Below are 13666 nucleotides of genomic sequence, written 5' to 3' on the forward strand. Positions count from 1 at the left end.
ATACTCCTGCACGGCACTGACACTTGGCACCCACACAGCTGACGCACCGTGAGCCTGGACCCCCGGCACGGGGCGCACGTTGTCGGCGCACGGTGGTGTGAAGGGCGCACAATCCGGGCGGACCGGCCGCCGCACGCCCCTCGGCCGGCCGGCGTCCGGCCGTCGCCGGCTCATCGGTCGATCCGCACGCGCGAGCCGCTCAACTCGGCCTCCAGCGCCTCGACGTCGGCCGTCACCATCAGCTCGGCCAGCTCCCGCCAGTAGGTGCTCGGCCGCCAGCCCAGCAGCCGCGCCGCCTTGCCCGGGTCGCCGACCAGCGCGTCCACCTCGCTGGGCCGCTCGTACTTGGGGTCGAAGCGGACGTGTCGCTCCCAGTCCAGCCCGCCGGCCGCGAACGCCGCCTGGAGGAACTCCCGGACGGTCGCCGGCACCCCGGTGGCCACCACGTAGTCGTCCGGGGTGTCCCGCTGGAGCATCAGCCACATCGCCGTCACGTACTCCGGCGCGTACCCCCAGTCCCGGACCGCGTCCAGGTTGCCCAGGTAGAGCCGGTCCTGGAGGCCGGCCCTGATCCGGGCGACGGCGCGGGTGATCTTGCGGGTCACGAAGGTCTCGCCGCGCCGCGGCGACTCGTGGTTGAAGAGGATGCCGTTGACCGCGAACATGCCGTACGCCTCGCGGTAGTTGACGGTGGACCAGTAGGCGTAGACCTTGGCGCATCCGTACGGGCTGCGTGGGTGAAAGGGGGTGGCCTCGTGCTGCGGCGGCGGCGCCGAGCCGAACATCTCGGACGAGGACGCCTGGTAGATCCTGGTCTCCACGCCGCTGGCCCGGATCGCCTCCAGCAGCCGCAGGGTGCCGAGCCCCGTGGTGTCCGCCGTGTAGAGCGGCGCGTCGAAGGAGACCCGGACGTGGGACTGGGCGCCCAGGTTGTAGACCTCGTCGGGCGCGATCTCCCGCAGCAGGTTGACCAGCGCGACGCCGTCGGCGAGGTCGGCGTGGTGCAGCAGCAGGGTGCGCTCCGGGTGCTGCGGGCCCTGGTAGATGTGGTCGATCCGCTCGGTGTTGAACGAGGAGGACCGGCGCAGCAGGCCGTGCACCGTGTATCCCTTGGCGAGCAGCAGCTCGGCCAGGTACGAGCCGTCCTGCCCGGTGATTCCGCTGATCAGCGCGGTCTTGCCCATGGCTGGTTCTCCTTTGCTCGATGGTCGGACGAGGCGGTCGCGGTCGCCGGGCGAGCGTCACCGACCGTCGTGCGGCCGGTCGCTGTCAGTGCTGCCTGGCACAATCCCCACCCATGAAGACGCTGTTGCCGCGCCAGGCGCGGATCTTCGTGGCCGGGCACCGCGGGTTGGCCGGCTCCGCCATCGCCGCGGCGCTGACCGCCGCCGGCCACGAGGTGCTCACCCGGCCCAGAGACCGGCTGGACCTGCGGGACGCCGAGGCGACCGCGGCCCACCTGCGGGACCTCCGGCCGGACGCGGTCGTGCTGGCCGCCGCCCGGGTCGGCGGCATCATGGCCAACGCCACCCAGCCGGTGCCGTTCCTGGAGGACAACCTCCGCATCCAGCTGAGCGTGCTCGCCGGGGCGCACGCGGCCGACGTGGACCGGCTGCTCTTCCTCGGCTCCTCCTGCATCTACCCGCGTGAGGCGCCCCAGCCGATCCCCGAGGAGGCGCTGCTGACCGGCCCGCTGGAGCCGACCAACGAGCCCTACGCGCTGGCCAAGATCGCCGGCATCGCCCAGGTGCGGTCCTACCGGCGGCAGTTCGGCCGCTCCTACATCGCGGTCATGCCGACCAACCTCTACGGCCCCCGGGACAACTTCGACCCCGAGACGGCCCATGTGCTGCCGGCGCTGATCCGCCGGCTGGACGAGGCCAGGCGGGAGGGGCGGGCCGAGGTGACGCTCTGGGGCAGCGGCCGGCCGCGCCGCGAGTTCCTGCACAGCGCGGACCTGGCCCGGGCCTGCCGGCTGCTGCTGGAGTCCTACGACGGCGAGCTGGCGCTCAACGTGGGCTGTGGGGCGGATCTCTCGATAGCCGAGCTGGCCGGGGAGATCGCCTCGGTGGTGGGGTACCCGGGCCGGATCGGCTGGGACACCGGCAAGCCGGACGGCGCCCCGCGCAAGCTGCTGGACATCAGCCGGCTGCGCGCGCTGGGCTTCACGCCGGAGATACCGCTGGCGCAGGGGCTGGCCGACACCTACGCCTGGTGGCGCGCCCAGCGCCCGGGGTGAACGACGGGTCATCGGCGGGCCGTTCAGTACGCGCCCCGGCCGCTGACCACCGCGCGCACGGTCCTGGCCAGCACGTCCAGGTCGCCGGTGAGGGTCCAGTTGTCGGTGTAGCTCAGGTCGAGGGCCAGGCCCTCGTCCCAGGACAGCTCGGAGCGCCCGCTCACCTGCCAGGGCCCGGTCAGCCCCGGCCGGACGGTCAGCCGCCGCAGCTCGACGGTGCTGTAGCGGGCCACCTCGTCGGGCAGCGGCGGTCTGGGCCCCACCAGGGCCATCTCGCCCCGCACCACGTTGACCAGCTGCGGCAGTTCGTCCAGCGAGGTGCGGCGCAGCAGCCGGCCCAGCCGGGTGATCCGCGGGTCCTGGCGGATCTTGAAGAGCGGGCTGGCGCGGTGTTCGTTGGCCGACTCCAGGGCGGGCCGCCGCCGGGCCGCGTCCGGCACCATGGTGCGGAACTTCCACAGCGTGAACGGCGTCCCCCGGTGGCCGATCCGGGTCTGCCGGAAGAGCACCGGGCCCGCCGAGTCCAGCCGGACGGCCAGCGCCAGCAGCGCCAGCAGCGGGGCCAGCAGCGCCAGCGCCAGCGCCGCCAGCACCCGGTCCAGGGCCGACTTCCACAGCACGGCCGCGCCCCGGCGTGGCGGCGGCGCCACGTGCAGCAGGTTGAGCCCGGCGGCGCTGGCCACGGTGACCCGGTGCCGGGCCACCTCGGTCAGCCCGGTGGCCACGGTCAGGGCCAGCCCGGCGTCCTGCACTGACCAGCTGAGCCGGCGCAGCCGGTCCCCGGAGAGCCGGGCGCCGGGCACCAGCAGCACCAGGTCGGCGCACTGCTGGCGGGCGGCGGACAGCACCACGGAGCCGTCGGTGCCGGCCGGCACCAGGTCCGGCACGGCGGGGGAGTGGGCCGGGGCCGCCGCTGGCAGCCGGGCCAGCGGCGGGGCGCCGCTGGTCAGTTCGCCCGGCCCGAGCAGGACGGCGCCGACCGTCACGTAGGCGTGGTCGGTGCCGGCGGCCAGCCGCGCGGTGACCAGGTCGACGGTGTCCGGCTCGCCCACCACCAGCACCCGGCGCACCGCCTCGGCACGGTGCCGGCGCCCGGTGAGGTGGCGGTGCAGCGCGGCACTGGTCAACGAGGTCACCAGCGGTGCCCAGAGCAACCCGAGGGCGGCGGCGGACACCTCCGACCGCTCGCCGGTGACGGCCCGCAGCCCGGCCAGCAGGCCGAGCAGCAGCAGCCAGTCGTGCAGCGAGGCCAACAGCCCGCGGCTCTCGCCCAGCGCGCCCCGCCGGTAGCGGTGGTGGGCCGCGCGTAACCCGAGCCAGCCGAGCGTCGCGACGGTGGCCGCGGCCAACGGCCTCGGCTGGGCCGTGAGGTAGTAGACCGTCAGGACGGGGACGAAGGCGCCGAGCGCGTCCGAGGTCAGGGCCACCGGCCGGTACCAGCGGGCGGTGCCCGCCGGCGGCAGCGCCCGGCGGCGCGGGACCTGCGGTCTTCGCACCCGTCGGGTACGTGAGATGTCTGGATGGCGCATATCCCCCCCGAGCGGTGAATGCGGGTGACGCCGAGCGAGCGACGGGAAGTGGAGCAGGAGAGCGGTCGAGCACGGTGTGGCGACGGAGCGGCGGAGCGGACCGCCACGGCGGAACGACCGGGCGGCGCGGGGGGACGGGTGGGACGACGGGGCGAGGGCGCCGGGCCGGCGGGGACGGACCGGGAGCGGGGCCCGGGCCGGCCGGCCACGGCCCGGTGGCGGGCGGCGGCGTCGGCGGCGAACCGGGAGACGGCTGCGGGGACGGCGGGGACGGCGGGGGGTGGAACGGAGTGTCGGTGTGGGACGGGCAGTTGGCGGCGGCTGGCGGCTGGCGGCTGGCGGCTGGCGGCTGATGGCGGACGGCTAACGGCTGGCGGCGACTAAGAATGACCGGGAACGACTGAGGGTGACAAGACGACAAGGAGAAGGCGCGTCCTCAACCGCCGTGAGTGCGCGCCTTGCCGCTGAAAAGGCTAGAACATCTCCGAGTCGTTCGCCCGGCGTTCGCGGTAACTTTCCGCCGTCGCCCGCGCGCCATGAGTACCGGCCGCCGCCCGGCGCGGGCGCCGCGCCCCCGCCGGCCCTGGTCAGCCCCCCGACACGCCCCGCTCCCGCGCCACCGGCGGTGGCGCGGCTCGGCTGGCGGCCGTCACCCGCTCCCGGGCGCTCCCCGTCGCGCCCGCGCGCCGGCCGGGTCGTTCCGGCACGATCAGCGGCGCGTCGGTGTCCGGGTCGCGGAGCACCCGCACCGGATGCCCGTACACCTCGCTCAACAACTCCTGGGTGAAGACCTCGTCGGGCGGGCCCGCGGCGGCCAGCCGCCCCCGGTGCAGCACCGCGGCCCGGTCGGCCCAGGCGGCGGCCAAGCCCAGGTCGTGCAGCACCACCACCACGCCCCGCCCGGCGGCGGCCCGCTCCCGGCAGATCCGCATCACCTGCTCCTGGTGGCGCAGGTCGAGCGCCGCGGTCGGCTCGTCGAGCAGCAGCAGCTGGGTGCGCTGGGCCAGCACCCGGGCCAGCGCCACCCGGGCGCGCTCCCCGCCGGAGAGCGCGCCGAACGGCCGGTCGGCGAAGGCCAGGACGTCGGTGGCCGCCATCGCCTCGGCGACGGCCGCTTCGTCCTCGTCCGCGGCCGCCGTGTTCGCCCACGGCGCCCGGCCCATCCGCACCACCTCGACCACCGGGAACGGGAAGGAGAGGGTGGCGGCCTGCGGCAACACGGAGCGGCGCAGCGCCAGTTCCCTGGTGGTCCAGTCGGCGGCCGGCCGGCCGTCCACCAGCAGCGTGCCCTCCGACGGGGCGAGGTCGGCGGCCAACGCGGCCAACAGCGTGGACTTGCCGGCGCCGTTGGGGCCGACCAGGGTCAGCACCTCGCCCGCCCGGACCGCGAGGTCCACCTCCCGCAGCACGGGCCGCTCGCCCAGCCGCACGGTCAGTCCCTCGGCCGCCGCGAGCACCGCGCCCGGCGGCCGCTCCGTCGGTGTCGCGGTCGTCCTGCCCCGCAACCTGATCACGCCCAACCTCCCTGCCGGCGACGGGTCCTGCGCAGCAGCCAGAAGAAGAACGGGCTGCCGATCAGCGCGGTCAGCACCCCGAGCGGCAGCTCGGCCGGGGCCGCCGCGGTGCGTGCCACCAGGTCGGCGGTGGCCAGCACCAGCGCGCCGCCCAGCGCGCTGCCGGGCAGCAGGAACCGGTGCCCCGGGCCGGCCACCATCCGCAGCAGATGCGGCACCAGCAGCCCGACGAAGGTGATCACGCCGGCCATCGCCACGGCGGCGGCCGTCAGCAGCGCGGTGACCAGGATCAGCACCACCCGCAGCCGCTCCACGTCCACCCCCAGGTGGCGGGCGGGCCGTTCGCCGAGCGCCAGCAGGTCGAGCCGGCGCGCGTACCAGGGCGCGATCAGCAGCCCGATCGCCGCGCAGGGCAGCACCGCGACCACCTTGGGCCAGGTGGCCTGGGCCATCGAACCCAGCTGCCAGAAGGTGATCTCGGAGATCTGCGCGTTGTCGGCGAAGAAGATGGACAGGCCGATCAGGGCGCCGGCGAAGGCGTTCACCGCGATCCCGGTGAGGATCAGGGTGACCACTTCGGTGCGCCCGTCCGATCGGGACAGGAGATAGACCAACAACACCGTGCCAAGACCGGTGATGAAGGCGACACCGGTGATCGTCCAGTTGCCGAGGAAGTCCAGCCCGAAGGCGATCGCCACCACGGCGCCCACCGCCGCGCCCGAGGAGATCCCGATCACCCCCGGCTCAGCCAGCGGGTTGCCGAAGACGCCCTGCATCAGCGCCCCGGCGCAGCCCAGCGAGGCACCGACCAGCAGCGCCAGCACCACCCGTGGCAGTCGGGCGTTCCACAGCACGCTCTCGCCGACCTGGTCCAGCGGCTCGCCGCCCAGGTGCGCGCGGTGCAGCACCGAGCCGATCACGTCGCTCAGCGGGATCGAGTAGGCGCCGGTGACCGACGAGAGCAGCGTGACCACGACCAACGCGCCGGTGAGTCCCAGCGTCAGCAGGGTGATCCGGCCCAACCCCGGGCCGCGCGGCGCCCGTTCGCCGGCCGCTGTGGCGTCCCCAGCCTCCACCCCCGCCCCCGCGCCGCCGGTCACCGCGCCGCCAGCCGCCTCGCCGCCGGCCCCCGTGCCGCCCGTCGCCTCGACGGCTCCCGACGCGTCGCCGCCCGCCGGCCCGTCCCGGTCCGGTGCGGCGCGGCCGTCCCGCTTATCGCCCGGGCCGGAGGCCGCCCCGGCGGCGGTGGGCGCGGTCACGAGGCCGGCTCCCCGGCGTGGATCTGCTCGGCCAGCGAGGCCAGCACCTGGTCGGTACGGGGGCCGTAGTTGAGCAGCACCCCGTCGTCCACCGAGGCCACCCGGCGGTTCATCCCGGCCGGCGTCTGGGCGATGCCCGGGATCTCCACCAGCCCGTCGACCCCGCCCACCGATTCGAGTCCCTTGGTCATCACCAGCACCACGTCCGGCGCGGCGGCGGCCAGCGCCTCGCTGGTGATCGGCGTGAAGTCCTTGTCCAGGCCGGACTCCGAGCCGGCGTCCACCCCGCCGGCCGCCTCGATCAGCGAGACCGCGCCGGACTCGGCGCCGCCCAGCAGGTAGACCGAGGCGCTGCCCCGCAGGTAGAGGAAGGCCACCCGGGGGCGGTCCCCGTCGGTCGGCAGCTCGGCGCGCACCGCCTCGACGCGCTCCGTGGTGCGCGCCGCGAGCGCCTCGCCGGCCTCCGGCACGCCCAGTGCCTCCGCCACCGCCGCGATCCGGCGGTTGACGTCGTCGAGTTCGAGCGCCGGGTCCAGCACCACCAGCGGCACCCCGGCCGCGCGGATCTGGTCGACGGCCTCGGCCGGTCCGGTGGTGGACTCGGCCAGCACCAGGTCGGGACGCATCGAGAGCACGCCCTCGGCGGACACGTCGTGGCCGCGGGTGATCACCGGGAGGTCGGCGGCCTGTTCGAAGGTGGCCGAGACATCCCTGGCCACCACCCGGTCGCCGAGCCCCAGGCTGAACACCAGCTCGGAGAGCGAGCCGGAGAGCGGTACCACCTGGTCCACCGACTCGACGGTCACCTCGGTGCCGTCCGCCGAGGTGACGGTCGTCGGCAACGCCGGCTCCGGCGGCGGGCCTTCGAGCGGCTCGACGCGGTCGGGGGCCGCCGGGGTGGCACCGCCCGCGTCGGCTCCGCCGGTCGCGTCCGACCCGTCGGCGCCGCCACCGCAACCCGTCAGCAACAGCACGAGGGACAGGGGGATGGCCAGGGCGGCGATCAGCCTGCCGAGCAGCCGTCCGGAGTGAGGGGCCACCGCGCTTCCACCTTTCTGGGGGCTCCGCCGGGGGCGGCCAACCGGCCGGCCCCTGGCGTGGTTCGGGCGGCGGGGCTACCCCCCGAGCCCGGATTAGCTTAGGTTAGCCTAACCTAGCCTCATTGAGCCCCGGGTGCCCTGGGAGGACCTTTGATGCTGCCCAAAGCGCTGCGTCACACCACATTCACGTTGACCGCCGTGCTGTTTCTGACGCTCGCCGCGCTCTGCGGACCACTGGCCGCCGGGACCGCGCAGGCGGCGCACCCCGACCGGCCAACGGTCGAACGCCCGGTGGCCGGCGGCCGGTTGGACTGGGGCATCAAGGCCTCCTTCCAGACCTATGTCACTGGCCCCATCGCCGGCGGCAGTTGGAGCCTGAGCGGCGGCGCCGCGACGGTCGGCCAGAGCCAGTTCCGCTTCCACTCCGCCAGCGGCGGCTACGACCCGGACAGCGGCGCGCTGACCGCCGGCTACTCGGGCGGCGTGCGCTTCGTCGGCCACCAGAAGGACGACGGCTCCTACGAGCTGGACCTGACCATCAGCAACCCCTCGCTGTCCGTCTCGGGTCAGTCGGGCACCCTGCACGCGGACATGCGCTCCAAGGACCGCGGCAACGGGCAGGTCACCGAGCGCGGCCAGGTGCCGCTGGCCACCGTCGACCTGACCGGGATCGACCTGCGCGGCGGCACCCAGATCGCGGTGACCGGCGCGCCCACCACCCTCACCGCCGACGGCGCCACCGCCTTCGCCGGCTACTACCAGGCCGGCGACCCGCTGGACCCGGTCTCCTTCACCGCCGACAGCCAGGAGCCGGCCGCCGACGAGCCGGCCGACGAGCCCCCGGCCGACGACCGGGACGCGGACGCCGAGGAGGCGGACGGCGCCGGCGACGGGGAGCCCGAGGCGGCCGGCGGGCCGGCCCAACTGGCCGCCGCCGCCGTGGACTGGGGCGTCCGCCGCACCTTCCGCGAGTACGTCACAGGACCCATCGCCGAGGGCTCCTGGGCGCTGTCGGACGGCGCCGAGGACGGCGGGGCGCTGTTCCGCTTCCCGCTGGCCGAGGGGGTGTGGGACGCCGAGGCCGGCACCGTCGAGGCCGAGTTCACCGGCGCCGTCCAGTTCACCGGCAACGACCTGGACCTGACCCTGGACGCCGTCCGGGTGGCCGTCGCGGACGGCACCGGCACCCTCACCGCCGACGTGCACACCGCCGGCGAGACCGCCGAGGACCAGCCGCTGGTCACCTTCCCGGCCGAGGAACTCGCCCCGGCGGACGGCCTGGTGCTGCTCTCCGAGGTGCCGGCCGCGCTGACCGCCGAGGGCTCGGCCGCCTTCGCCGGCCTGTACGCCGAGGGCACCGAGATGGACCCGCTGACCCTGGCGCTGGCCGTCACCGAGGACGCCACGCTGCCGCCGCTGCCCGACCTGGGCAGCGAGCCGACCGCCCCGGCGGAACCGGCCGCCGACCCCGAGCCGACCGCCGAACCGGAGGCCACCTCGGCCGACGACGACGGCGGCGTCACCCCCACGCTGATCGCGCTCGGCGCCGGTGCCCTGCTGGCACTCGCCGCCGTCGCGTATCCCCTCGCGCGACGCAGGCGTCGCGCCACCCCCACCGATCACTCCGCTGACCCGTCAGCGACCAGCTCCGACTCCGAGGAGACACCCCGCTCATGACCACCAGAACCCTCCCCGCCCGCGCGGCGCGCCGGGGCGCCTCGCTGCTCACCGTGGCGTGCGCCACCGTGCTGAGCGTCACCGCGTTCGCCGGCCCGGCCGTGGCGGACGACGCCGCGCCCGCGCAGGTCATCGAACTCGCCGACGCGCAGCTCGACTGGGGCGTCAAGGAGTCCTTCCGCCGCTACATCACCGGCCCGATCGCCGGCGGCAGCGCGGAGCCCACCGGGGGCGCCGAGGCGACCGAGACCGGCTTCCGCTTCGGCGGCGGCAGCGGCACCTATGACCTGGCCAACCACGGGGTGACCAGCGCCTTCCCCGGCGGCGTCCACTTCACCGGCCACCACGGCGAGTTGGACCTCGCGCTGGCCGACCTCCAGGTGGTCACCGAGGGCACCACCGGCACCATCCTGGCGGACGTCACCGTGGCCGGTGCCACCACCGAGGACGTCGAGTTCGCCACCCTCGACCTCTCCGGGGTGTCCCCGGGGCGGGGCGACGGCGGCGCGATGGTCTTCGCCGACATCCCCGCCACCCTGACCGCGGACGGCGCCACCGCCTTCGAGTACCACGGCTCGGCGATGTACCCGGAGGGCACGGCCCTGGACCCGGCGACCCTCACCGTCACCCCGGGCAGCAGCGGCGGCACGGACCCGGGCACCGACCCCGGTACCGACCCGGGCACGGACCCGGGAACTGACCCCGGCACTGCCCCCGGTACCGACCCGGGGACGGACCCGGGGACCGACCCGGGCACCGACCCCGGTGAGGTCTCCGGCGAGGTCGTCGACGGTCGGCTGGACTGGGGCGTCAAGGAGTCCTTCCGCTCCTACGTGACCGGCCCCATCGCCGGTGGCGAGGTCGAACTCTCCGGCGGCGCCAGCGAACTGGCCGACGGCTACCGCTTCCCCGACGCCTCGGGCGCGCTCGACGCCGAGGCCGGCACGCTGGCCAGCGACTTCGCCGGCGGCGTCCGGTTCACCGGCCACGAGGGCGCGCTGGACCTGCGGTTCAGCGAGCTGAGCGTGGAGATCGACGGCACCGAGGGCGCCCTGGTCGCCGACGTCTCGTCCAAGGACCGGGAGACCGGCGAGGTCACCGAGTACGACGACCTCACCCTGGCCGAACTCGACCTGCCGGCCGACGCGTTGAACCCCGAGGGTGACGTGCTGACCCTCGCCGGCGTGCCGGCCACCCTCACCGCCGACGGCGCCGAGGCGTTCGGCGGCTTCTACGAGGCGGGCGAGGCGCTCGACCCGGTCAACGTCTCGCTGGCGCTGAGCGACGACGCGCGGCTGCCCGACGGCGACCCGGGCGGCACCGGCGGCACCGGTGGTGCCGAGGCCGGCGGCGCGACCGGCGGCCCCGGCCCGCAGGGCGGCGCCAACGGCGGCGCGCTGGCCGCCACGGGCGCCGGTGGCCAGCAGCTCGCGCTGCTCGGCGGCGCCGGCGCGCTCGCCCTGGCGGGCGCCGCGGCCGTGCGCTACTCCCGGATGCGCCCGCGCCCCCAGGGCTGACCAGGCGGCCGGCTCCGGCCCGGCCCCGGTTCCCCCCTCGGGGGCCGGGGTCGGGCCGGGCCCGGCCTCAGCCCTCGGTCACCCGGCCCGTCCCGTCCTCCCCGTCCCCGCCCGCCGGCCCGTCCCCGCCGGCCCTCCCGATCCCCGGCCCGTCCCCGCCGGTCTCCCCGCCGGCCGCCACCCATCGCTGCTCGGTCACCGTCCGCTGGAGTGCCTCGCTGAACGCGCGGACCGGCTCCGGCGCCGGCGAGGTGCCGTAGACGGCCAGCGCCACCCGCCGCGTCTCGTGCGGCAGCAGCTGGGCCCGCACCCGCCGGTCGCGGTGCGCGGCCAGCGCCAACCCGGGCAGCAGGCTCACCCCGAGCCCGGCCGCCACCAGCGCCTGCACCGCCACGTAGTCGTCCGTCTCGAAGGTGATCCGGGGCGCGAAACCGGCCCGCTCGCAAGCCGCCGTCAGATGCGCCCGGCACCGTTCGCAGCCGGCGATCCAGCTGTCCCCGGCGTGCCGGGCCAGCCCGCCCGGCCGCCGGGCCGCCGGCGCCTCGCCCGGGTCCGCGTCCCCCGCCCTGGTCACCAGGTAGAGCGGCTCCTCCAGCAGCGGCAGCAGCGTGGTGTTGCGCTGGTCGCCTGGCGGCGGGTCGTCGTGCGCGAAGACCAGCGCCGCGTCCACGTCGGCGTTGCGCAGCGCGGTCAGCGCGGCCGGCGGCTCCGCCTCGGTCAACGCCAGCTCCACGCCCGGGTGTTCGGCCGCCAGCGCGGCCGCGGCCGGCGGCACCAGGGTGGCCAGCGCGGACGGGAAGGCGGCCAGCCGCACCCGGCCGGTGCGCAGCCCGGCGTGCGCGGCCACCTCGGCCCGCGCCGACTCCACCCGCCCCAGGATCTCCTCGGCCCGCGCCACCAGCAGCCGGCCGGCGTCGGTCAGCAGCACCCCGCGCCCCACCCGGCGCACCAGCACCACCCCCAGCTCGGACTCCAGCCTGGCCAGGTGGTGGCTCACCGAGGGCTGGGCGTAGTGCAGCGCCTCGGCGGCGCCGGTCACCGAGCCCTCCCTGGCCACGGCGACCAGCACCCGCAGTCTGGTGAGGTTCCACATGGAGCCGAGCCTAGACCAGCACTCATAGACGACATCGATGGAAGGAGAGAAAACCGGCATTGGAGCTATGCGTCCGCTCCGTGCGACAGTGCCCGTATGCTCCAGCCGACCATCTCCGACGCGCTGGCGGCCCGCCGGGTCATCGCCGGCCAGTTGCCCCCGACTCCGATGTGGAACTATCCGGCGCTGGACGCGACCACGGGCGCGACCGTGCTGGTCAAACACGAGAACGTGCAGCCCACGGGCGCCTTCAAGGTGCGCGGTGGGCTCAACCTGCTGGCCGGACTCGGCCCGGCGGAACGCCAGGCCGGCATCGTCGGCTACTCCACCGGCAACCACGCCCAGTCACTGGCCTTCGCGGCCCGGCGGCACGGGGTGCCCTGCGCCATCGTGATGCCCACCGACCCCAACCCGTGCAAGGCCGCGGCGGTCCGCGCGCTGGGCGCCGAGCTGATCGAGGCCGGCGCCGACATGGGCGAGGCCGCCGAGCGGGCCGCCGAGCTGGCCACGGCCCGCGGCGCCCGACTGGTGAGCGCGGCGGACGAGCCGGCGCTGATCGCCGGCGTCGCCACCGCCTACCTGGAGATCTTCGAGCAGGCGCCCGACCTGGACGCCGTGGTGGTGCCGGTGGGCGGCGGCAGCGGCGCGGCGGCGGCCTGCCTGGTGGCCCAGGCGCTGGCCCCGCGCTGCCAGGTGATCGCCGTGCAGTCGGCGGCCTCGCCGGCCGCCCACGACTCCTGGCGCGCCGGCCGGCTGCTCAGCCGCCCCAACCGCACCCGGGCCGAGGGCCTGGCCGTCGGCTCCGGCTTCGCCCTCACTCAGGGCCTGCTCGGGCCGGGACTGGCCGACTTCCTGCTGGTGGACGACGAGCGCATCAGCCAGGCCCAGTGGGTGCTGATGCGGGACGCGCACACCCTGGCCGAGCGGGCCGGCGCCGCCGCGCTGGCCGCGCTGCTGGCCCACCCCGAGCGGTTCGCCGGCCGCCGGGTTGCGGTGGTCTGTACCGGCGCCAACGCCAGCGAGCACGAGCTGCGCGGCCAACTGGGCCTGGCCAGCGCGGCCTGAGCGCGAGGTGGCCTCCGGCCGGGGCGGCAACGGCCTCCGGCCGGGGTGGGCGGCCTGGTCGGGGCGTGCCCCGACGGGAGACGGCGCTGACCGGGAGGTGGCCCGATGGGGAGACGGTGCTGATCCGGAAGTGGTCTCAGTCCGCGGGCGGCTGGGGTTCGGAGGCGGTTCCGATCCGGGCGCGGCTCCGACGCGGCTGCGGGCGGGATCGGACGGTGGTCCCGATCGGGAGGCTCGGCCGGGCCGAGCGCGCGGCGAGCACGGCAGGAGAGTGGCCGGCGCCGGCGTAGGCGCGGCCAAGCGCCGGGCGGCGCCTGCGCCGGCGCGCCATCAGCGGGCCGGCATGCCCCCGTGCGGGCTGTCGACCACGACCGGCACCGACCCGGCGACCAGGTAGGGGTGCTCGGGGAAGTGGTCGATGTGCAGGTGGCCGCTGTCCGTCGCGGTCGCTATGGCCCGCAGGTTGTCCGCGAGGACCGCCAGCGCGGCGGCGTCCCCGCTGATCACCAGGACGCGCCGGCCGGCGTCGCGGGCGATCCGCACCCCCGGCCCGGCCGTGCCGGTGACCTCGATCCCCGTCAGGGCAGCACCGGCCCCGGCCGCCGTGGCGTCGAGGAGGCCGGCGCCGGCGGCCACCGCCTCGGCCAGCGCGGCCAGTTCGGCCGCCGAGGCGGTGAGCACCACCTCGTCGCACGCGGGATCGGAGACCAGTCGCACCGGCGGCACTCCCTCG

At 76.0% G+C, this 13666-nt stretch carries 11 protein-coding genes; 4 read left to right on the forward strand and 7 right to left on the reverse strand.

The features are described 5' to 3' along the window. Positions 1-170: 170 nt before the first annotated feature. Complete coding sequence (gmd, locus tag RM844_RS00755) at positions 171-1184, reverse strand: GDP-mannose 4,6-dehydratase (protein ID WP_311663451.1); 1014 nt, start codon at positions 1182-1184, stop codon at positions 171-173. Between the two features lie 113 nt (positions 1185-1297). On the opposite strand from gmd, the gene RM844_RS00760 reads away from it, so the two are divergent. Further along, positions 1298-2239: a GDP-L-fucose synthase family protein gene (locus tag RM844_RS00760; protein WP_311663453.1), complete on the forward strand. Its 942-nt coding sequence runs from the start codon at positions 1298-1300 to the stop codon at positions 2237-2239. A 23-nt stretch (positions 2240-2262) separates the two neighbouring features. On the opposite strand, the gene RM844_RS00765 is transcribed toward RM844_RS00760, so the two are convergent. The 4 genes from RM844_RS00765 to RM844_RS00780 form a co-directional block, all read right to left on the reverse strand. Further along, the gene (locus RM844_RS00765) at positions 2263-3735 is read right to left on the reverse strand and encodes an exopolysaccharide biosynthesis polyprenyl glycosylphosphotransferase (protein ID WP_311663455.1); all 1473 of its coding nucleotides are present in this window, start codon (positions 3733-3735) and stop codon (positions 2263-2265) included. Positions 3736-4355: 620 nt separating this feature from the next. Further along, on the reverse strand, positions 4356-5273 hold the full coding sequence (locus RM844_RS00770; RefSeq protein ID WP_394814405.1) for a heme ABC transporter ATP-binding protein: 918 nt from the start codon (positions 5271-5273) through the stop codon (positions 4356-4358). Positions 5274-5278: 5 nt separating this feature from the next. Further along, positions 5279-6382, reverse strand: coding sequence for a FecCD family ABC transporter permease (locus tag RM844_RS00775; RefSeq protein ID WP_394814406.1), 1104 nt, complete (start codon positions 6380-6382; stop codon positions 5279-5281). Between the two features lie 155 nt (positions 6383-6537). After that, positions 6538-7581, reverse strand: coding sequence for a heme/hemin ABC transporter substrate-binding protein (locus RM844_RS00780; RefSeq protein ID WP_394814379.1), 1044 nt, complete (start codon positions 7579-7581; stop codon positions 6538-6540). A 153-nt stretch (positions 7582-7734) separates the two neighbouring features. On the opposite strand from RM844_RS00780, the gene RM844_RS00785 reads away from it, so the two are divergent. Together RM844_RS00785 and RM844_RS00790 are read left to right on the forward strand one after the other, a co-directional pair. After that, positions 7735-9258: an HtaA domain-containing protein gene (locus RM844_RS00785; protein ID WP_394814380.1), complete on the forward strand. Its 1524-nt coding sequence runs from the start codon at positions 7735-7737 to the stop codon at positions 9256-9258. After that, positions 9255-10775, forward strand: a complete 1521-nt coding sequence (locus RM844_RS00790; protein ID WP_311663459.1) for an HtaA domain-containing protein — start codon at positions 9255-9257, stop codon at positions 10773-10775. Before RM844_RS00785 ends, RM844_RS00790 begins: the two co-directional genes overlap by 4 nt. A gap of 67 nt (positions 10776-10842) precedes the next feature. Here the strand turns inward: RM844_RS00790 and RM844_RS00795 are convergent, their stop codons facing one another. After that, positions 10843-11868, reverse strand: coding sequence for a LysR family transcriptional regulator (locus tag RM844_RS00795; protein ID WP_311663461.1), 1026 nt, complete (start codon positions 11866-11868; stop codon positions 10843-10845). Positions 11869-11964: 96 nt separating this feature from the next. Between RM844_RS00795 and RM844_RS00800 the strand changes: the two genes are divergently transcribed. Then, positions 11965-12933, forward strand: coding sequence for a threonine ammonia-lyase (locus tag RM844_RS00800; protein ID WP_311663463.1), 969 nt, complete (start codon positions 11965-11967; stop codon positions 12931-12933). A 330-nt stretch (positions 12934-13263) separates the two neighbouring features. Here RM844_RS00800 and RM844_RS00805 read toward each other — a convergent pair whose 3' ends face one another. After that, positions 13264-13650, reverse strand: a complete 387-nt coding sequence (locus RM844_RS00805) for an Imm32 family immunity protein (protein WP_311663465.1) — start codon at positions 13648-13650, stop codon at positions 13264-13266. Between the last annotated feature and the right edge of the window lie 16 nt (positions 13651-13666).

Source organism: Streptomyces chisholmiae (assembly GCF_031845445.1).
Lineage (GTDB): Bacteria > Actinomycetota > Actinomycetes > Streptomycetales > Streptomycetaceae > Streptomyces > Streptomyces chisholmiae.

Coding starts and splice junctions, on each gene's coding strand:
- gmd (WP_311663451.1), bottom strand. CDS start 1,184: ATGGGCAAGACCGCGCTGATCAGCGGAATCACCGGGCAGGACGGCTCG.
- RM844_RS00795 (WP_311663461.1), bottom strand. CDS start 11,868: ATGTGGAACCTCACCAGACTGCGGGTGCTGGTCGCCGTGGCCAGGGAG.
- RM844_RS00785 (WP_394814380.1), top strand. CDS start 7,735: ATGCTGCCCAAAGCGCTGCGTCACACCACATTCACGTTGACCGCCGTG.
- RM844_RS00790 (WP_311663459.1), top strand. CDS start 9,255: ATGACCACCAGAACCCTCCCCGCCCGCGCGGCGCGCCGGGGCGCCTCG.
- RM844_RS00760 (WP_311663453.1), top strand. CDS start 1,298: ATGAAGACGCTGTTGCCGCGCCAGGCGCGGATCTTCGTGGCCGGGCAC.
- RM844_RS00800 (WP_311663463.1), top strand. CDS start 11,965: ATGCTCCAGCCGACCATCTCCGACGCGCTGGCGGCCCGCCGGGTCATC.